This window comes from Streptomyces alboniger (genome assembly GCF_008704395.1).
GTDB lineage: Bacteria > Actinomycetota > Actinomycetes > Streptomycetales > Streptomycetaceae > Streptomyces > Streptomyces alboniger.
Map to the genome: position 1 here is coordinate 911,554 of NZ_CP023695.1, position 17,528 is coordinate 929,081.

Annotated in this window: 20 protein-coding genes; 11 read left to right on the forward strand and 9 right to left on the reverse strand. The window is 73.0% G+C overall.

The features are described from left to right. Position 1: 1 nt before the first annotated feature. Both CP975_RS03750 and CP975_RS03755 read right to left on the reverse strand, forming a co-directional pair. Positions 2 to 769: a PIG-L deacetylase family protein gene (locus CP975_RS03750; RefSeq protein ID WP_030776306.1), complete on the reverse strand. Its 768-nt coding sequence runs from the start codon at positions 767 to 769 to the stop codon at positions 2 to 4. 120 nt (positions 770 to 889) lie between these two features. Next, positions 890 to 2,191 (reverse strand): alpha/beta fold hydrolase, encoded by a 1,302-nt coding sequence (locus CP975_RS03755; RefSeq protein WP_055535359.1) that lies wholly within the window; start codon positions 2,189 to 2,191, stop codon positions 890 to 892. A gap of 138 nt (positions 2,192 to 2,329) precedes the next feature. Here CP975_RS03755 and CP975_RS03760 point away from each other — a divergent pair, with 138 nt between their 5' ends. From CP975_RS03760 to CP975_RS03775, 4 genes are read left to right on the forward strand one after another with little or no spacing between them, the layout of a single operon-like run. Further along, complete coding sequence (locus CP975_RS03760) at positions 2,330 to 3,148, forward strand: (Fe-S)-binding protein (RefSeq protein WP_055535387.1); 819 nt, start codon at positions 2,330 to 2,332, stop codon at positions 3,146 to 3,148. Next, the gene (locus tag CP975_RS03765; RefSeq protein ID WP_055535361.1) at positions 3,145 to 4,632 is read left to right on the forward strand and encodes a LutB/LldF family L-lactate oxidation iron-sulfur protein; all 1,488 of its coding nucleotides are present in this window, start codon (positions 3,145 to 3,147) and stop codon (positions 4,630 to 4,632) included. The genes CP975_RS03760 and CP975_RS03765 overlap by 4 nt, the downstream gene beginning before the upstream one ends. Then, positions 4,629 to 5,276, forward strand: coding sequence for a LutC/YkgG family protein (locus CP975_RS03770; RefSeq protein ID WP_055535363.1), 648 nt, complete (start codon positions 4,629 to 4,631; stop codon positions 5,274 to 5,276). Before CP975_RS03765 ends, CP975_RS03770 begins: the two co-directional genes overlap by 4 nt. Positions 5,277 to 5,298: 22 nt before the next feature. After that, positions 5,299 to 6,462, forward strand: coding sequence for an ABC transporter ATP-binding protein (locus CP975_RS03775; RefSeq protein WP_055535365.1), 1,164 nt, complete (start codon positions 5,299 to 5,301; stop codon positions 6,460 to 6,462). A 79-nt stretch (positions 6,463 to 6,541) separates the two neighbouring features. On the opposite strand, the gene CP975_RS03780 is transcribed toward CP975_RS03775, so the two are convergent. The 4 genes from CP975_RS03780 to CP975_RS03795 all read right to left on the reverse strand — a co-directional run bounded on the left by CP975_RS03780 (position 6,542) and on the right by CP975_RS03795 (position 9,533). Continuing rightward, a complete protein-coding gene (locus CP975_RS03780; protein ID WP_055535389.1) occupies positions 6,542 to 7,480 on the reverse strand; it encodes an ABC transporter substrate-binding protein in 939 nt (312 codons plus the stop codon). Then, complete coding sequence (locus CP975_RS03785; RefSeq protein WP_055535368.1) at positions 7,477 to 8,157, reverse strand: ABC transporter permease; 681 nt, start codon at positions 8,155 to 8,157, stop codon at positions 7,477 to 7,479. Before CP975_RS03785 ends, CP975_RS03780 begins: the two co-directional genes overlap by 4 nt. Further along, positions 8,154 to 8,843: an ABC transporter permease gene (locus tag CP975_RS03790; RefSeq protein WP_055535370.1), complete on the reverse strand. Its 690-nt coding sequence runs from the start codon at positions 8,841 to 8,843 to the stop codon at positions 8,154 to 8,156. The genes CP975_RS03785 and CP975_RS03790 overlap by 4 nt, the downstream gene beginning before the upstream one ends. Before the next feature lie 105 nt (positions 8,844 to 8,948). Beyond that, complete coding sequence (locus CP975_RS03795; RefSeq protein WP_055535372.1) at positions 8,949 to 9,533, reverse strand: TetR/AcrR family transcriptional regulator; 585 nt, start codon at positions 9,531 to 9,533, stop codon at positions 8,949 to 8,951. Between the two features lie 116 nt (positions 9,534 to 9,649). Between CP975_RS03795 and CP975_RS03800 the strand changes: the two genes are divergently transcribed. Beyond that, positions 9,650 to 10,576, forward strand: a complete 927-nt coding sequence (locus CP975_RS03800) for a class I SAM-dependent methyltransferase (protein WP_055535392.1) — start codon at positions 9,650 to 9,652, stop codon at positions 10,574 to 10,576. Here CP975_RS03800 and CP975_RS03805 read toward each other — a convergent pair. Beyond that, positions 10,557 to 11,219: a hypothetical protein gene (locus CP975_RS03805; protein ID WP_055535374.1), complete on the reverse strand. Its 663-nt coding sequence runs from the start codon at positions 11,217 to 11,219 to the stop codon at positions 10,557 to 10,559. The genes CP975_RS03800 and CP975_RS03805 overlap by 20 nt on opposite strands. A gap of 303 nt (positions 11,220 to 11,522) precedes the next feature. Between CP975_RS03805 and dhaK the strand changes: the two genes are divergently transcribed. From dhaK to CP975_RS03825, 4 genes are all read left to right on the forward strand, one after another. Then, entirely contained in the window at positions 11,523 to 12,515 is a 993-nt protein-coding gene (dhaK, locus tag CP975_RS03810) for a dihydroxyacetone kinase subunit DhaK (RefSeq protein ID WP_055535376.1), read from the forward strand. Between the two features lie 86 nt (positions 12,516 to 12,601). Then, positions 12,602 to 13,228 carry a dihydroxyacetone kinase subunit DhaL gene (dhaL, locus tag CP975_RS03815; RefSeq protein WP_055535377.1) on the forward strand — a complete coding sequence of 209 codons (627 nt, stop codon included), beginning with the start codon at positions 12,602 to 12,604 and terminating at the stop codon, positions 13,226 to 13,228. Further along, the gene (locus CP975_RS03820) at positions 13,221 to 13,643 is read left to right on the forward strand and encodes a PTS-dependent dihydroxyacetone kinase phosphotransferase subunit DhaM (protein ID WP_055535379.1); all 423 of its coding nucleotides are present in this window, start codon (positions 13,221 to 13,223) and stop codon (positions 13,641 to 13,643) included. Before dhaL ends, CP975_RS03820 begins: the two co-directional genes overlap by 8 nt. A gap of 140 nt (positions 13,644 to 13,783) precedes the next feature. After that, the gene (locus CP975_RS03825; RefSeq protein WP_055535393.1) at positions 13,784 to 14,770 is read left to right on the forward strand and encodes a fibronectin type III domain-containing protein; all 987 of its coding nucleotides are present in this window, start codon (positions 13,784 to 13,786) and stop codon (positions 14,768 to 14,770) included. Here the strand turns inward: CP975_RS03825 and CP975_RS03830 are convergent. After that, positions 14,741 to 15,352: a PadR family transcriptional regulator gene (locus CP975_RS03830; RefSeq protein WP_055535381.1), complete on the reverse strand. Its 612-nt coding sequence runs from the start codon at positions 15,350 to 15,352 to the stop codon at positions 14,741 to 14,743. The genes CP975_RS03825 and CP975_RS03830 overlap by 30 nt on opposite strands. Positions 15,353 to 15,443: 91 nt before the next feature. Here CP975_RS03830 and CP975_RS03835 point away from each other — a divergent pair, with 91 nt between their 5' ends. Continuing rightward, the gene (locus CP975_RS03835) at positions 15,444 to 15,905 is read left to right on the forward strand and encodes a nuclear transport factor 2 family protein (RefSeq protein ID WP_055535383.1); all 462 of its coding nucleotides are present in this window, start codon (positions 15,444 to 15,446) and stop codon (positions 15,903 to 15,905) included. A gap of 169 nt (positions 15,906 to 16,074) precedes the next feature. Continuing rightward, positions 16,075 to 16,581 carry a hypothetical protein gene (locus CP975_RS03840; RefSeq protein ID WP_055535385.1) on the forward strand — a complete coding sequence of 169 codons (507 nt, stop codon included), beginning with the start codon at positions 16,075 to 16,077 and terminating at the stop codon, positions 16,579 to 16,581. 411 nt (positions 16,582 to 16,992) lie between these two features. Here the strand turns inward: CP975_RS03840 and CP975_RS03845 are convergent, their stop codons facing one another. Continuing rightward, on the reverse strand, positions 16,993 to 17,526 hold the full coding sequence (locus CP975_RS03845) for a PadR family transcriptional regulator (RefSeq protein ID WP_150476573.1): 534 nt from the start codon (positions 17,524 to 17,526) through the stop codon (positions 16,993 to 16,995). Positions 17,527 to 17,528: the final 2 nt, after the last annotated feature.

Here is a 17,528-nt window from a genome sequence, read left to right on the forward strand (position 1 = left end):
CTCAGCGGCTGAAGACCTCGAAGCCGACGGCCGGCCTGCCGCCGAAGCGCGGCGCAAGCGCCTCGGCGTTGCCGGTCAGGAACGTACGGCAGTACTTCTCGGGGTCCTCGTCCGTCAATGCCTCGATGTAGGTGCGGTGTTCGAGGAGCGAGGCCACCGAGCGGTCCAGCCCCGCCGACGCGTCCACCGCGTGCGTGGGCGTCGACGAACCGGCGACGGCGACCCACCGCACGCCGTCCCACGGCTCAAGGCCCTGCTCGGCGATCAGCTCGGGGAAGATCCAGCGGTTGCCCGCGTCCGCCGCGGCGTCGAGCGTGGCCCGGCCCACCGCCACGTGATCGGGGGTGTTCCAGGCGACGCCGCCCCACGTGTCGCGGTAGTTGAGCGTGATGACCAGCTCGGGCCGGTGCCTGCGGATCGCGGCGGCGATGTCGCGGCGCAGCGCCGTGCCGTACTCGATGACGCCGTCCCTGTGGTCGAGGAACTCCACCGTGTCCACGCCGACGACGGCCGCGCTCGCCCGCTGCTCCCGCTCGCGCAGCGGGGCGCAGGTGGCGGGGTCGATCGTGTCGATGCCCGCCTCGCCGCGGCTCGCCAGGAGGTACGCGACCTCACGGCCGCCGTCCGTCCAGCCCGCGATCGCCGCCGCGCACCCGTACTCCAGGTCGTCGGGGTGCGCGACGACGGCGAGCGCGCGCCGCCAGTCCTCGGGCATGGGGGTGAGCTGGGCGGGCGCTGCGGCCTCGGCTGCGGTGTGCGACTCGGTCATGACCGCAGCCTAACCGGGCCCCGTGTCGACGAGTTGACCGCAGCCTGACCAGGGCCTGTGTCAACGAGTTGACCGCGCCTCACGCCTCCCCGTGCCTCACGCCTCCCCGGGCCCCCTACCTCACGCCTCCCCGCGCACCATCGCGAGCAGCCGGTCGAGCACCCTCGGGCCGCCCGCCCGCAGCCCGTCGTGCTCGAACTCGTCCGTGACCCAGGTGCGCAGCCCGCGGATGGCACGGGCGGTGCGCAGCGAGTGTCCGGCGTCCACGTACATGTCGTCGTGGTAGACGGCCGCGGCCACGGGCACCTCGTTCGCCGCGAGGCGGTCCGCGTCGTACAGGCGCGGCCAGTCGGTGCGCGCGGCGAGCAGGTCGGCGGTCTCGCGCAGCGGGCGCAGCGCCGGGTCGGTGTCGAACATCCAGCGCTGCACGGCCTCCCCGGTGAACAGCACCGGCTCGTCGCCCGCCAGGGCCTTGCCCGCGTCGAACCGCGGGAACTCGGCCCGCACCCGCTCGGCCGCCCAGGCCGTGGGCCGCTCGTCCTGGCCGTAGATCGCCTCGTGCAGCACGGCGAAGAGCGGGTTGCCCGCGTGCGAGAGGGCGGCCTGCACGTTCTCCTGGAACGCGTCGGAGAGCACGGTCCCCGACGGCGTACGGACGAAGGCGTCCTCCAGGAGGTAGTGCAGGCGGTCGCTTCCGTCGCCCATGCCGAGCAGCATGCCGAGGGACTGGAAGGCGGGGACGGTGAGTTTGTAGCCGCCGTTCAGGACCGGCTCGTGCTCGGCGAGGTGGGCGGCGACGCGGCGGGCGCGCTCGACGTCCTGCGGGTAGCGGGCGTAGTGGGCGGCGCTCTTGCGCGCCATGTGCGGATAGGTCGCGCGGTACACGTCGTCGGCGTGGCCGTCGAGGGGCGGCAGGCCGCCGGTGACGATCGCGGCGGCCAGGCCCTCGGGCGCCGCCGACAGGTAGTGCGTGACGCAGAAGCCGCCGAAGCTCTGGCCGAGGACGGTCCAGGGGGCTCCGCCGGTCACCTCGGGGCGGATCGCCTCGCAGTCGCGCACGATGGAGTCGGCGCGGAAGTGCGTGAGGTAGTCGGCCTGTTCGCGGGGTCCGCCGCGCAGCGGGAGCGTCTGGCGGTTGGCGGGCGAGGAGTTGCCGGTGCCGCGCTGGTCCAGCAGGAGCACGCGGAAGTCCCGCAGGGCGCGGGCGAGCCAGGACTCCTTGCCGTGGAAGCGGGGGGCCGCGCAGCCCGGACCGCCCTGGAGGTAGACCAGCCAGGGCAGGTCCGCGCCGCCGCGCGACGCGGAGACCACTTCGCGGGCGTAGATCTCGATCCGCTCCCCCGCCGGATCGTCGTGGTCGAGCGGCACGCTGAAGCGGCGGTCGGTGAGGACGACTCCCGGCTGGCGGTACGTGAGGGTCAAGGCTGCTCCTGGGCGCTTGTTCGAGGGCTGATCTCGGGCCCAGTCCAGCACACCCGCGGGCGCGTACGAACGACTCCCGCGGTGCTCCGCCGCCACGTACGCTGCATCCATCCGATGACCCACGAGGAGGAACCCGCGATGCGTGTCGCCCTGTTCCTGACCTGTGTCAACGACACGCTCTACCCGGATACGGGCCGCGCGGTGGTGAAACTCCTGACCAGACTGGGCGTCGAGGTCGACTTCCCGATGGCGCAGACCTGTTGCGGGCAGGCGCACTACAACACCGGCTACCGGCATCAGGCGGAGCCGCTCGCCCGGCATTTCTCCGATGTCTTCGGGGCGGATGCGTATGACGCGATCGTGACACCGTCCGGTTCGTGCGGGGCGATGGTCCGCGAGGCGTATCCCCGCATGGGCGAGCGGGCGCGGGCCGAGGGACGCGGAGGCGGCCTCGCGCGGCACCTCGCGCCGGTGGTCCCGAAGACGTACGAACTGACCGAGTTCCTGGTGGACGTCCTCGGCGTCACGGACGTCGGGGCGTACTACCCGCACAAGGTCACCTACCACCCGACCTGCCACGGTCTTCGCAGCCTCGGACTCGGTGAGCGGCCCGCCCGGCTGCTCCGGGCGGTCAAGGGGCTCGAACTGGTGGAACTGCCCGGCGCCGAGGAGTGCTGCGGCTTCGGCGGCACCTTCGCCGTGAAGAACTCCGACGTATCCGCGGCGATGGGCGTGGACAAGGTCCGCCACGCCGAGTCGACCGGCGCCGACGTGCTGTGCGCGGCGGACAACTCCTGTCTGGCGCACATCGGCGGCACGATGGCACGGCTCAGGAGCGGCGTACGTCCCGTCCACATCGCGGAGATCCTGGCCAGCACGGAGATCTCGGCGAGCACGAGCATCTCGGCGAGCGCGGAGATCTCGGCGAGCACGGACGAAGAGGAGTCCCCGTCATGAGCGGCGGCACATTCGTGGGCATGCCCGCCTTCCCCGAAGCCGCCCGTGAGGCGGTGGGCGACACGACGCTGCGCGCCAACCTGCGCCACGCGACCCGCACCATCCGCGACAAGCGCGCGAAGGCCGTCGCCGAGCTGGCCGACTGGGCGGAGCTGCGCGAGGCGGGCAAGCGCGTCAAGGACCACACACTGCGCCATCTCGACCACTACTTGGTGCGGTTGGAGGAGTCCGTCGTCCGCGCCGGGGGCACCGTGCACTGGGCGGCGGACGCCGAAGAGGCGAACCGCGTCGTCGCGAGCCTGGTCAAGGCGACCGGCGAGACGGAGGTGGTCAAGGTCAAGTCGATGGCCACCCAGGAGATCGGCCTCAACGAAGCGCTCGCCGCCGAAGGCATCCGCGCCTACGAGACGGACCTCGCCGAACTCATCGTGCAGCTCGGCGACGACCGCCCCTCGCACATCCTGGTGCCCGCCATCCACCGCAACCGCGGCGAGATCCGTGACATCTTCGAGCGGGAGATGGGCAGTTGGGGCCGCCCGGCACCCGAGGGCCTCACCGACTCCCCCGGCGAACTCGCCGAGGCGGCCCGCCGTCACCTGCGGGAGAAGTTCCTGCGCGCGAAGGTGGGGATCTCCGGGGCGAACTTCATGGTCGCGGAGACCGGCACCATGGTCGTCGTGGAGTCGGAGGGCAACGGCCGGATGTGCCTCACCCTTCCCGAGACGCTGATCTCCGTCGTCGGCGTCGAGAAGGTCGTCCCGGCCTGGCGCGACCTGGAGATCTTCCTCCAGACGCTCCCCCGCTCCTCGACGGCCGAGCGCATGAACCCGTACACCTCGATGTGGACCGGAACCACCGACGAGGACGGCCCGAGCGCCTTTCACCTGGTCCTGCTCGACAACGGCCGCACCGACACCCTCGCCGACGAGGTGGGCCGCCAGGCCCTGCGCTGTATCCGCTGCTCGGCGTGCCTGAACGTGTGCCCGGTCTACGAGCGGGCGGGCGGGCACGCGTACGGCTCGGTGTATCCGGGCCCGATCGGCGCGATCCTCAGCCCGCAGCTGCGGGGCACCCGGAGCGAGATCGACGCCTCCCTGCCGTACGCCTCCTCGCTCTGCGGGGCCTGCTACGAGGTGTGTCCGGTCGCCATCGACATCCCCGAGGTCCTCGTACATCTGCGAGAGCGCGTCGTACAGGGCGGCGCGGTCACCCGGCACGGCAACAGGGTGACGCTGAAGCCCGCGAAGGGGCACGCGGCGGAGCGGGCGGCGATGCGCGCGGCGGGTCTGGCGTTCGCCCGGCCCGGGGTGTTGCGTCTCGGCCAGCGCCTCGCGTCACGCACCCGGCGGCTCCACCCGCGCACGCTGCCGGGACCGGGGCGGGCCTGGAGTGCGGCCCGGGAGCTGCCGAAGGTCCCCGCGGAGCCGTTCCGCGACTGGTGGCAGCGCACGCGCGGCGGAACGACCGAAGGGAACGGAAAGTGAGCAGCAGGGACCGGATCCTCGGCCGGGTGCGGCGGGCACTGGCCGATGTGGCGGACGACGACACCCCGTACGAGCAGGCGGTGGGCCGCGCATATCTGCGGGAGCACGGTGAGCGCACGGCCGGACAGACCGTCGACCTGCTCGCGGAGAACCTGGCGGACTACCGCGCGCTCGTGCACCGCTGCGCCGACGAGGAGCTGCCCGAGCTGCTGGCGCGGCTGCTCGCCGAACGCGGCTCCAGGACCGTGCTCGTGCCGCCCGGCCTGCCCCCGCATTGGCTGGCGGCCGCCGCTGCCACGCGCGTCCCCGACCGGGCCACGAGCACCGCGCGCGATCTCGACCGGGTGGACAGCGTCCTGACCGGCTGCGCGGTCGCGGTCGCCGAGACCGGCACGCTGGTCCTCGACGGCTCCCCCGACCAGGGCCGCCGCCGCATCACCCTCGTCCCCGACCACCACATCTGTGTCGTACGCGTTCCCGGCCAGGTCGTCCCGTCCGTGCCGGGGGCCCTCGGACGGCTCGACCCGGAACGGCCGCTGACCTGGATCTCGGGACCGTCCGCCACCAGCGACATCGAGCTGGACCGGGTCGAGGGGGTGCACGGGCCGCGCACCCTGGAGGTGGTGCTGGTGAGCGGCGGGTGACGGGCGCGGCTAGCGTGAGGGCATGATCCGGTTCGAGCAGGTGACGAAGCGCTATCCGGACGGCACGACGGCCGTGGACGACCTCTCCTTCGAGGTGGCCGAGGGCGAACTGGTCACGCTCGTCGGCCCTTCCGGCTGCGGCAAGACCACGACGATGATGATGGTGAACCGTCTCATCGAGCCCACGTCGGGCCGCATTTTCGTGAACGGCGAGGACATCGCCGGCGTGGACCCGGTACACCTGCGCCGCCGCATCGGCTACGTCATCCAGCAGGTCGGCCTCTTCCCGCACCGCACGGTCCTCGACAACACGGCGACGGTGCCCGCGCTCATCGGCTGGAAGAAGGCCAGGGCCAGGGCCCGTGCGGCCGAACTGCTCGACCTGGTGGGCCTGGACCCGAAGACGTTCGGCTCCCGCTACCCCGAGCAGCTCTCCGGCGGCCAGCGCCAGCGCGTCGGCGTGGCGCGCGCCCTGGCGGCCGACCCTCCCGTCCTCCTCATGGACGAGCCGTTCGGCGCGGTGGACCCGGTAGTGCGCGAGCAGTTGCAGGACGAGTTCCTGCGGATGCAGGCGGCCGTCCGCAAGACGGTCCTCCTCGTCACGCACGACATCGAGGAGGCCGTCCGCCTCGGCGACCGCATCGCGGTGTACGGACAGGGACGCATCGAACAGTTCGACACTCCGGGGGCGGTGCTCGGGGCGCCCGCGACGCCGTACGTCGCCGAGTTCGTGGGCGCCGACCGCGGTCTGAAGCGGCTCTCGGTGACCGAGATCCAGACGGACGACCTGGAGGAGCCGCCGATCGCCCGCCTCGACGAGCCGGCCGCGCAGGCCGCGGCCCGGCTGCGCGCGGAGGAGGCGCGCTGGGCCGTCGTCCTGGACGCGGGCGGCGATCTGCACGGCTGGGTGGGCGTCGACGAGGTGGCGCTGGCCGGCACCGGCGGAACGGTCGGCGACCTGGCGCACCGCATGAACTCCTGGGTGCCGGTCGGCGCCCCGCTCAAGCAGGCGTTCGGCGTGATGCTCCAGCACGACGCGGGCTGGGTCGCGGTCCTCGACGGGGCGCGCTTCCTCGGCGTCCTGACCCCGGCGAAGCTGCACGAGGCGCTGCGCCGCTCGGTGGACGCGGACGCGCAGGGCGTGGCACGGGACGAGGTGGAGTTCGACTCGGTGGCGGACGCGTGACGCTCCGCTGGTGAGGCGGTTCTTCGCCTGCGGGCCGTCCGTGGCCGGTCGCGGGGTTCCCCGCGCCCCTGATGGGGCGCTACAGCAGGCCCTTGTCCTCCAGGTACGTCCGTGCCACGTCCTGCGGCAGCCGCCGCCAACTGTCCACCTGCTCATTCATAGACGCGAGGTCGGCCGTCGTCAGCACGGAGTTGAGCCGCCCCAGCGCAGCCGCGACCCCCTCACTGCCCGCCTGCGAGCGGTTGACGACGGGCACGATGTAGTCGGCGTTCTGCAACCGCTTGTCGTCCTTGAGGAGTACGAGCCCGAAGTCGTCGAGCGTCGCGTCCGTGGACGTCGTGAGCACCATCTGGTCCTGTCCGCTCTGCACGGCCTTCTTGGCCTGCGTCGTGCCGACGCCCTTCGGGTCGACGCCCGCGATGTCGATGCCGTAGACCTTCTTCAGGCCCGGCGCGCAGTAGGGGCGCCGTACGCATTCGTCGCCCGCCGCGAGCCGTACCCTCAGGCCCGACCTGCCCAGGTCGCCGAGGGTCTTCAGCCGGTGCTGCCGGGCGTACGACGCGGCGACGGCGAAGGCGTTCTGGTCGACCGCCCTGCCGGGGTCGAGGACGGTCAGGCCGCGCGGGGCGGCGAGGCGGCGCAGGGCCTTCATGGTCGTGTCGAGGTCGGGCGAGCCGACGGGCGGCGCGTCGGCGCCGTTCTTCTTGGCGTTGAGCCAGTCCGCGAAGGTCGCCGCGTACTCGGGTACCACGTCGATCTGACCGGCCTCCAGGGCGGGTTCATAGAGCTCGCGATTGGCCACGGAGAGGATCCGCGTACCGTATCCGGCCTTCTTCAGGAGCAGCACGTACATCTGGGCGAGCAGGTCGGACTCGGTGAAGCCCGCGGAGCCGACGACGAGGTTCTTGCTGTCGCCGGGGGGTGCGGTGACCTCGCCCCGGTTCTCCAGCGCGGGCCCGGACGCGCAGCCCGTGACCAGGACGAGGAGGGCCGCGGCCGGGGCGGTGTGCCGTCTCATCCGGCGCTCCCCCGCCCCCGCGCCCACCTCGGCGCGACCCGCTCGGCCACCTCGAAGACGCCCTCGACGAGCAGCGCGAACACGGCGACGAGCACGGCGCCCGCCACGACCTGCGGGGTGCTCGCCAGGTTGAAGCCCGCGGTGATGATCCGGCCGAGCCCGCCGCCGCCCGCGAGCGCGGCGATGGTGGCGGTGGCGACGAGTTGCACGGCGGCGATGCGCACGCCGCTGAGCACCAGGGGAAGCGCGAGCGGCAGTTCGACCCGCCAGAGCATCTGGCGCCCGGTCATCCCCATGCCGCGCGCCGCCTGCACCACACCGCGGTCGACCCCGCGCATCCCCACGTACGCGTTGGTGAGCAGCGGCGGCACGGCGAACAGCACGAGGGCTACGACGGTCGGGCCGTCGCCCCACTTGCCGAGCGGGGTGAGGAGCAGCAGGACGAGCACCGCGAAGGTGGGGACCGCGCGGCCCACGTTGGAGATGTTCACCGCGAGGGCGCCGCCCTTGCCGAGGTGGCCGAGGACGAGCGCGACGGGCAGGGCGATCATGCAGCTGATGAGCAGGCAGACGACGGTCAGTACGAGGTGCTGGGTGAGCCGGTGCCAGATGCCGTCGTCACCGGCCCAGTGGGCGGAGTCCGCGAGCCACGCCCAGGCGTCGCCGAGTGTCTTCATGGGCGGGCCGCCCCCGACGCTCTTTCCCAGGGGGTGAGGAGGCGCTGTACGCCGAGGAGCAGCATGTCGGCGGCGACGGCGATGACGACACAGAGCACGGAGGCGGTGAGCACCTGTGCCTTGAAGTAGGTGTTCATGCCCGCGTAGATGAGGTTGCCGAGCCCGCCGAAGCCGACGATCGCGCCGACGGTGACCAGGGAGACCGCGGAGACCGTGGCGATGCGGAGGCCCGCCATGGCGGCGGGCAGCGCGAGCGGCAGTTCGACGGCGAGGAGGAGACGGACCGGGCCGTAGCCCATGCCACGGGCGGCCTGCCGGGTGTCCTCGGGGACCGCTCGGAGCCCGGCGAGGATGTTACGGACGAGCAGGGTGAGCGAGTAGAGGACGAGGCCCGCGACGACGAGGGACGCGGAGAGGCCGTACACCGGGAGCAGCAGCGAGAACATCGCGAGCGAGGGGATGGTGTACAGGATCGTGGTGAGCGCGAGGACCGGGCCCGCCGCCCATCCCCAGCGGCGGGCGAGCACGGCGAGGGGCACGGCGATGACCAGCGCGATCAGTACGGACAGGGCGGTCAGCTGGAGGTGCTGGACGACCGCGTCGAGCAGGATCTGGCGGCGGGTGCTCAGATACTCGCCGCAGATCCACTCGTTGCGCGCGAGGCAGTCGTCGGGAGGCGCGGTCACCTGTCCATTCAAGGCCGGGGCGGCGGACGCGGCTCGTTCTGGTGACCCGTACGGGCGCGCCCCTGCACGGCACCGGGGTGGGCTTCGGCACCGCCGGACCCGGACTCAGCGCGAGACGAGCAGTGCCACCAGCCGTTCCGTCTGCTCGCGGGGGTCGGGCATGCCCGCCCAGCCGGTCATCAGGAGATGGTGGACGGTACCGACGAGGGCGAGCGCCATCGCGGCGGTGTCGGCACCGTCCGTCAGGCGGCCGAGGCGCAGTTCGGCGTCCAGGTAGTCGGTGAGCGCGCCCTGGATCGCGGTGAAGCCCGGCGCGCCCGCCGCCAGCGCCTCGCGGATGGCCCGGGAGGTGGCGTGGCTGGCCATGGCCAGGCCCACGACCCCGGGGTCGAGGGAGTTCAGGAGCGACAGCGCGACGCCTACGAGGTTGTCCGCGACGGTGTCCTGGCCCGCGCGGGCGGGCAGCTTCGCGGCCTCTGTCGCGGTGCGCGCGAACCGGTCGAGCACCAACTCGGCGACGAACGCGTCCACTCCCCCGAAGTGCGTGTGCAACACCCCCTTGGCGCAGCCCGCTTCGCCCGTGATCGCCCTGCTGGTCAGGGCCGACGCGCCGTCCCGGGCGACGATCCGCTCGGCGGCGTCGAAGAGCCGCTCCCGTAGGCCGGGGATCGCTACTCCGCGCGGTGACATGGATTCTCCTCCTGTGGCACGGGCACCCCTTGCCAGTATGGGCGCTCGCCCATACTGTTTGGGCGAGCGCCCATACTAGTCGAGTGGGGCGCCTCGGCCACCAGGGGGCGGACAGCGTGCGGGACATCGTCAACACCGAGCAGGCGCAGGCGTGGAACGGATACGAGGGCGACCACTGGGCGCGCAACCAGGACCGCTGGGACGCGGTGAACGGGGGCTTCGACGCCCCGCTCCTGGCGGCCGCCTCGATCGACGAGCACGACCGCGTCCTGGACATCGGCTGCGGGGCGGGCCGGACGACCAGGCTCGCCGCGCGCCGGGCGAGCCGCGGCCATGCCCTCGGCCTCGACCTGTCGGCGCCGATGCTGGAGCGCGCGCGCCCGACCGCGCGGCACGAGGGCCTCGACAACGTCACCTTCGAACAGGGGGACGCCCAGGTCCACGCCCTGGCGGAAGGCGCGTACGACGTCGCGATCAGCCGTTACGGCGTGCTGTTCTTCGCGGACCCCGTGGCCGCGTTCGCCAACATCGGCCGGGCGCTGCGCCCCGGCGGTCGCGCGGCGTTCATCTGCGGCGCGCACCCCGAGGACAACGAATGGCTGCGGGCGTTCGACGCGCTGCGCGGCATCCTTCCCGTCGGCGGTTTCGGCGCGCCCGGAGGCCCCGGCATGTTCTCCCTCGCGGACGCGGGCCGGACACGCGGTCTGCTGTCGGACGCCGGGTTCGAGCGGATCGGGACGGAGCGCGTGGAGGCGTACGGAATCTGGGGGCGGGACGCGGCGGACGCCGCAGGCTTCCTCCTCGGCTCCGGCCCCGGACGCCATCTGATGAGCCAGGTCGCGCCCGAGGTCCAGGACCGCGCCCGGCACAGGCTCACGGAGATCCTGCGCCCCTACGAGCGTGGCGGCGCCGTGCGTCTGCTCAGCACCGCCCTCCTGGTGACCGCCGTCCACCCCGGCCGGGACCGGCACCCGGCGGACTCCGCGAACTCATCTACGGGGCCACAGGGCTGCGGGAGGACCGTCAGGTCAGCAGGTCTGTGACGAACTTCCTCAGCCGGCCGCCGCGTACGGGCCGTACCCCGTGGATGACCTGGGCGCCGTAGGCGACGGCGACGCCCGCGCCGGCGTCCGTGAGCCAGCGGGTGCGGTCGGCGGCGGCCAGCCATCCCGGGACGCTGTGGTGAGGGTTGCTGTCGGGGCCGGGGGCGTGGGGCACGCTTCTGGTCAGCGGTGTCCCGGCCAGGAAGTTCTCCTTCTCGCCGACGACTCGCCCGCTCCAGATGCCGTCGTCGGCGGTGGTCTCGACGTAGAACTCCCCTCCGCTGTCCGCCTCCTCCAGCACGACGCCGATCCTGCCGAGACGGCAGTGCTCGGTCCCCGGGTCCGGTATGCCGTCCACGTGTGTCGGGATGCGCTGCCCGGCCGTCAGGACGGTGTAGGCCCAGGGTGCGGCGTACCGCAGGGACGGGATGGCGCGCCGGAGCGCGGGCATGGCCCTGGTGGTGGCCTGCTGGAGAATTTCCTGGGCCTGCGGCGGAGCGGTGACGACCTCCGCCTCGAAGCGCGGGGCCCAGTCGGCGAGTTGCGGGTCGGCGTCCATGATCTTGCGCAGGGTGGTCAGCTCGTCGGGGGTGAGGAAGCTCTCGACGGTCTGGAGCACGAGGGATTCGCTGATGTGGATCACGGGCATCTCCTCTGTCGCAGGTGCCGGACGTGATGCTGCGTCAACCGTCGGGGGATGGGCGGGCCCGGTCCATGGTTCCCGCACGTCGCGCGGGAGCACGAGGGGCGGTCGGCGGAGCGGGCGCGAGGCCCCTGTGCGCCGGTGAGCGCCCGGCACTTCAAGCCGGAAGCCGAGAGCCGAACCGGAGAACGCCCGGCGCCCGCGGGGTGGCCGCGTCCGGCCGCCCCGCGCCGCAGCGGACCGCGCCGCGCCGCACCCGCGTATACCGTTTGAAGCAGCCGCCCTCTCACCAGGAGGTCCCCCGTGAAGATGCTCATCAATGTCGCCGAGACGGTCGTCGCCGACGCACTGCGGGGCATGGCCGCCGCGCACCCCGAGCTGACGGTCGACGTCGAGAACCGCGTGATCGTCCGCAGGGACGCCCCCGTCGCCGGGAAGGTCGCCCTCGTCTCGGGCGGCGGGTCCGGGCACGAGCCGCTGCACGGCGGGTTCGTGGGGCCGGGGATGCTCTCCGCCGCCTGCCCCGGGGAGGTGTTCACCTCGCCCGTGCCGGATCAGATGGTGCGGGCCGCGGCCGCCGTGGACAGTGGCGCCGGCGTGCTGTTCGTCGTGAAGAACTACACCGGTGACGTGCTCAACTTCGACATGGCGACGGAGCTGGCCGAGGACGAGGGCATCCAGGTGGCGAAGGTGCTCGTCAACGACGACGTGGCGGTCACCGACAGCCTCTACACCGCCGGGCGCCGCGGTACCGGCGCCACGCTCTTCGTCGAGAAACTGGCGGGCGCCGCGGCCGACGCGGGCATGCCGCTGGAGCGGGTCGAGGCGGTCGCCCGTCGGGTCAACGAGAACGCGCGCAGCTTCGGCGTGGCCCTGACCGCGTGCACCACCCCGGCCAAGGGCGGCCCCACCTTCGAACTGCCTTCCGGGCAGTTGGAGTTGGGCGTCGGTATCCATGGCGAGCCGGGGCGTGAGCGGCGCCCGATGATGACCTCCCGCGAGATCGCCGACTTCGCCGTGAACGCCGCACTGGAGGACCTGCGCCCGCGCAATCCGGTGCTGGTGCTCGTCAACGGCATGGGAGGCACGCCGCTCCTGGAGCTGTACGGCTTCAACGCCGAGGTGCAGCGCGTACTCGTCGAGCGGGGCGTGCCCGTGGCGCGCACGCTCGTCGGCAACTACGTGACCTCGCTGGACATGGCCGGAGCGTCCGTCACGCTCTGCCAGGTCGACGAGGAACTGCTGCGGCTCTGGGACGCGCCGGTCAGGACCGCGGCGCTCCGCTGGGGCGTCTGACACCCGGCCCAAGCCCGCTCGACCGATCACGCAAAGCCGATCATGCAAGACCGATCACGCAAGACCGTTCACGCAAAGGAGAACCCGTGCTCGACGCCGACTTCTTCCGCCGCTGGCTGACGGCCGCCGCCGCGGCCGTCGACCGTGAGGCCGCGCGGCTCACGGAGCTGGACTCGCCCATCGGTGACGCCGACCACGGCAGCAACCTCCAGCGCGGGTTCACCGCCGTCGCGGCCGCCCTGGAGAAGGAGGCGCCCACCACCCCGGGGGCCGTCCTCACCCTGGCGGGGCGGCAGTTGATCTCCACCGTGGGCGGCGCGTCCGGGCCGCTCTACGGCACGCTGCTGCGCCGCACCGGCAAGGCGCTCGGCGACGACGCCGAGGTCGACGAGGCGAGCTTCGCCGAGGCGCTGCGTACCGGCGTCGACGCCGTGGCCGCGCTCGGCGGTGCCGCGCCCGGCGACAAGACGATGCTGGACGCCCTCGTCCCCGGGGTGGACGCGCTCAGCACGTCGTTCGCCGCGGCGCGCGACGCCGCGCGGGAGGGCGCGCTCGCGACAACGCCGTTGCTGGCGCGCAAGGGCCGGGCCAGCTATCTGGGCGAGCGAAGCATCGGGCACCAGGACCCGGGTGCGACCTCGTCGGCGCTGCTCTTCGAGGCGCTCGCCTACACGGCGGTGGGCACGGGCGGGCGGGCGGCGGGCGATGACTGACGGTCCGTTGGCCGGCCCGCTGGTCGGCATCGTCCTCGTATCGCACAGCGGCCCCGTCGCCGAGGCGGTGGCCGCCCTCGCCACGGGGCTCGCCGGGGGCGCCACCACGGCCCCGGTGGCCGCCGCCGGCGGGACGGAGGACGGGGGCCTCGGTACGAGCGCGGAGCTGATCTCGGCGGCCGCGGCGCGGGTGGACCGGGGCGCGGGCGTCGCGATCCTCGCCGACATCGGCAGCGCCGTCCTCACCGTGAAGGCGCTCATCGCCGAGGGCGACGAACTCCCGGACGGCGCCCGCCTGGTGGACGCGCCGTTCGTGGAGGGAGCGGTGGCGGCCGTGGTGACCGCGTCGGCCGGCGCCGACCTCGCCGCTGTCGAGTCGGCGGCCCGGGAGGCGTACGACTACCGGAAGGTGTGACCCGCCCTCGGAGGCGAGCGCTGGCAGCGGCGGCCCCCGGGGCCCGCCGACCGGAACGGGACACGCACGACCTCTTGATGTGGCCCGCTCACCCCTGTCCAATAGGTCCGGACCAATGGCGTCGAGTGGAAGGCGGCACCGTGCGACGGACCCCCCACCTGTCCACCCCGTCGGCCCTGCTGAGCGTCGTCGTCGCAGTGGCGCTGAGCGGTTGCGCGGGGGGCGGCCGGGACGACCGGCAGGACACCGCGCCCCCGGCGGCGCCCCGGGGCCTCACCGTGGAGGCGGGCAGCGCCACCACCGCCCACGTCATGTGGAACCAAGCCACCGACGACACCGAGGTCACCGGCTACGAGGTCTACCGCGACGCCAAGAAGGTCAAGGACGTGCCCGGCAGGAAGCACATGGTGGACATCGTCGGCCTGAAACCGTCGACTACGTACGCCTTCACCGTGCGCGCCCGCGACGCCGAGGGGAACGTCAGCCCGGACAGCAGGAGACTCACCGTCACGACGCCCGCCGCGGCCGCCGCCGACCGCAGGCCGCCGACCCGTCCCGCACGGCTTCGGGCGCGGGCCGAGGGGAGCCGGTCGGCGATGCTGTCCTGGGGGAGGTCGACGGACAACCGGGCCGTGGCCTCGTACGAGATCTACCAGGGCACCTCGAAGATCCACAGCGTGGGCGGCGGGCAGACCGCGACGCTGGTCACCGGGTTGCGGCCCGGCACCGACTACACCTTCACGGTCAAGGCCCGCGACGCCGCCGACAACTTCTCGGCCGCGAGCCCGGAGGTCCGGCTCACCACCGCGACCGGAAAGGACGCGGGGCGCGCGACGGCACCCACCGGGTTCCGTGCCGCGACACACCGCGCCGACGGGGCGTACTACATCGATCTGTCCTGGACGCCGCCGCGCACGGGCGGCGCGGTGACGGAGTATCAGATCGAGCTGGACGACCGCACCGCCACCTCGCTCGTCTTCGGCGGAACGGCGCCGCGCGGCAAGGCCGAGCACAGCTTCTACATCGGCAGGAAGGCCGGGGAACGGCACCAGGTGCGGATCCGCCCCAAGCTGCCCGACGGAACGTGGGGCGCCTACTCACCCGAGCGGACGGTCACCACGGGCTGAGGCCGCCCCTCGGCCTCGCCCGCGCTCGACGGCGGCCCGCTCGCTCAGCAGGGCCGCCGCGCGCCGGCACCAGTCACGGGACTCGCGTTCGAAGGCAAGCCCGCGCAGACAGGTCAGATAGGGGCCGACGCGCTCGCCGGTGCGCAGGAACTCGTCCTCGCCCGCGCCGCCGCGCAGCTTCACCAGGAGCTTCTCGAGAAGCTCGATCTTGGCGTCGGCCATGTCGGCGCGCTCGGTGAGCTGCTCGATCACCGGTCCGGCGGCGACGCCGTCGACGGCCTGCACCTTGACGAGCAGGTCGTCGCGGATGAAGGACGGCTTGGCGGCGCGTGCCACGAACCGCTCCATCTCGGCGAGGCCCTCGTCGGTGACGCGGAACAACCGCTTGTTCGGACGGCCCTCCTGGACCACCTCCCGGCCGGTGATCAGGCCTTCCGTCTCCAGCTTGGCCAGTTCGGCGTAGAGCTGCTGGGGCAGGGCGTGCCAGAAGTTGGCCACGCCGATATCGAAGCCCTTGGCCAGCTGGTAGCCGCTGTACTCGCCGTCCAGCAGTGCCGCGAGCACCGCGTGCCGCAGAGCCATCGCCCGGCTCCCTTCCCTTTGGCTGCCTCGCACTCCATCATAGTCATCAATCTGAATAGTCAGATTGATGACTATGCCCTGGAGGACCGCCATGCATCCCACCACCGCCACGCATCCCACCGCCGAGCGTTTCCGCTCCCTCGTCGAGAAGCGTGACCTCGACGCGCTGGAGGATCTGTTCACGCCGGACATCCGCTTCTACAGCCCGGTGAAGTTCACCCCCTTCGAGGGCAGGCCGATGGTGCTCGGGCTCTTCGGCGTGCTGCTGCGGACGTTCGAGGACTTCCGGTACGTCGGGTCGCACACCGGAGAGGCGCGGACGAGCGCCGACGGCGGCGAGGCCGAGTCGGCCGTACTGCTGTTCCGCGCGACCGTGCACGGCAAGGAGATCCACGGCATCGACCTGCTGCACTTCGACGCGGAGGGCCGGATCAAGGAATTCACGGTGATGGTGCGCCCGCAGTCCGCGGTGCAGGCGCTCGGTCAGGCCGTGTACGAGGGCCTGGTCGCGGACGGGCTCGTGCTGGCCCCCGGTGAGGCCCACAGCGGGTGACGGCGGGTCAGCTCTGCGCCGGACGAAGGATTCCGTCACCTGCCCGGAGGCAGTCCGCATGCGGTCCTCGCCCACGGCACGTTGGCTCTTCGTCAGGTAGCACGGGCGTTCCCCGATCCGCGGCGGCGCATGGGTTGTACCGCCTCCCGTGCCACCGGAGGGCAGACTCATGCGTACTAGTCAGATATATGTCCGTGCCGGCCTGACCGTAGCCGCCGCCGCGCTGCCGCTGGCGCTGGCCGCTCCGTCGGCGTTCGCGGGCGGCGGGATCTCCGTGACCGCCACCGGGTCCACTGTGCAGGTCACCACCGCCGCGTGTGCCACCGGCGGAACGGCCTCACTGATGGGCGCCGGCAACGCGAGCTTCGCCGGCGGCCAGCAGATGCCGCTGACGAATGGCAGCGCCACCTGGCGGAATGTCAGTGCCGGCTCCTACACGGTCCTGGTCGCTTGTCAGGACGGCTCGCAGGCCGGGCCTCAGACCGTCACCGTCGGCGGCACGCCGACGGCCTCCTCGACGGCCACGCCATCGCGCGGCGTCCGGGGTGGACTCGGGGGCGGTTCGGAGGACCGGGGCTCGCTCACGCTCGTCACCGGCGGGGCCCTGGTGGCCACGGCGGCCGCGGGCGGCGGCCTCTGGTACCTGCGGCGACGCGCCGCGGGCAACCGGATCTGACACCGGCCCCATCTCAACAGCGGCACCCACGGCTGCCGCCCACCCGTCATCACACCGGGTGGGCGGCAGCCGCCGCGCGGGGACCACCACTCAGGACGGCTCATCACCCCCTGGCCCGGCACGCCCTTTCCCGCCGCCCACCACCCGGACGGCCCGCCGCCCCCGCACCTTTGCCCTCCCGCGTACGCGTCGCCCCGGGAGGGGCCGCGCCTGTCGGGCATCCGGGGCGCGCGCCCCGGCGCCGACCCCGGGCCGCGGGGACCCTCCGGGACTACCCGTCGCCCCCACGGCTTTGCCCCTCGGGCGTACGCGCCATCTCCGGGAGGGGCCGCGCCCATCCGGCATCCGACACGCACGCTCGCCCCGGCCCCCGCCGGCCCCGGGCCGCGTACCTCGGCCAGCGCCCCGTCGTCAGGGCGCGTCCAGTTCCTCGATCGTCCGTGTGAGCCACTGCGTCCAGAACGTCTCCAGGTCGATGCCCGCGCGCAGCACCACATGCCGCAGCCGGTCCTCGACCGCGTCCCTCTCCGGGGGGAAGTCCCGCCGCTCGATCTCCTCGTACTCCGCCAACTGGCGTCGGTGCAGGTCGAGATGGCGGTGCAGGTCCGCCTGGATGCCGTCCATGCCGACGACCGCCGCCGCCCGCAGGCGCAGCAGAAGGGTGTCGCGCATCGGCTTCGGGTCCTGGCCGGCCGCGGTCCAGCGGGCCAGTTCGGCGCGGCCCGCCGGCAGGACCTCGTACTCCTTCTTCTGGCCGCGCGCCGCCCCCTGCCGCGGCAGCGCGCGGATCGACCCCTCGCGCTCCAGCCTGCCCAGCTCGCGGTAGATCTGCTGGTGCGTGGCCGACCAGAAGTAGCCGATCGACTTGTCGAACCTGCGGGTCAGTTCGAGCCCCGACGACGGCTTCTCGAGGAGAGCGGTGAGGATCGCGTGCGGGAGTGACATGG

Excerpts from the sequence above, each read along its gene's own strand:
- CP975_RS03750 (WP_030776306.1), bottom strand. The coding sequence starts at position 769 with ATGACCGAGTCGCACACCGCAGCCGAGGCCGCAGCGCCCGCCCAGCTC.
- CP975_RS03760 (WP_055535387.1), top strand. The coding sequence starts at position 2,330 with ATGCGTGTCGCCCTGTTCCTGACCTGTGTCAACGACACGCTCTACCCG.
- CP975_RS03765 (WP_055535361.1), top strand. The coding sequence starts at position 3,145 with ATGAGCGGCGGCACATTCGTGGGCATGCCCGCCTTCCCCGAAGCCGCC.
- CP975_RS03775 (WP_055535365.1), top strand. The coding sequence starts at position 5,299 with ATGATCCGGTTCGAGCAGGTGACGAAGCGCTATCCGGACGGCACGACG.
- CP975_RS03780 (WP_055535389.1), bottom strand. The coding sequence starts at position 7,480 with ATGAGACGGCACACCGCCCCGGCCGCGGCCCTCCTCGTCCTGGTCACG.
- CP975_RS03785 (WP_055535368.1), bottom strand. The coding sequence starts at position 8,157 with ATGAAGACACTCGGCGACGCCTGGGCGTGGCTCGCGGACTCCGCCCAC.
- CP975_RS03795 (WP_055535372.1), bottom strand. The coding sequence starts at position 9,533 with ATGTCACCGCGCGGAGTAGCGATCCCCGGCCTACGGGAGCGGCTCTTC.
- CP975_RS03820 (WP_055535379.1), top strand. The coding sequence starts at position 13,221 with ATGACTGACGGTCCGTTGGCCGGCCCGCTGGTCGGCATCGTCCTCGTA.
- CP975_RS03830 (WP_055535381.1), bottom strand. The coding sequence starts at position 15,352 with ATGGCTCTGCGGCACGCGGTGCTCGCGGCACTGCTGGACGGCGAGTAC.
- CP975_RS03835 (WP_055535383.1), top strand. The coding sequence starts at position 15,444 with ATGCATCCCACCACCGCCACGCATCCCACCGCCGAGCGTTTCCGCTCC.
- CP975_RS03840 (WP_055535385.1), top strand. The coding sequence starts at position 16,075 with ATGCGTACTAGTCAGATATATGTCCGTGCCGGCCTGACCGTAGCCGCC.
- CP975_RS03845 (WP_150476573.1), bottom strand. The coding sequence starts at position 17,526 with ATGTCACTCCCGCACGCGATCCTCACCGCTCTCCTCGAGAAGCCGTCG.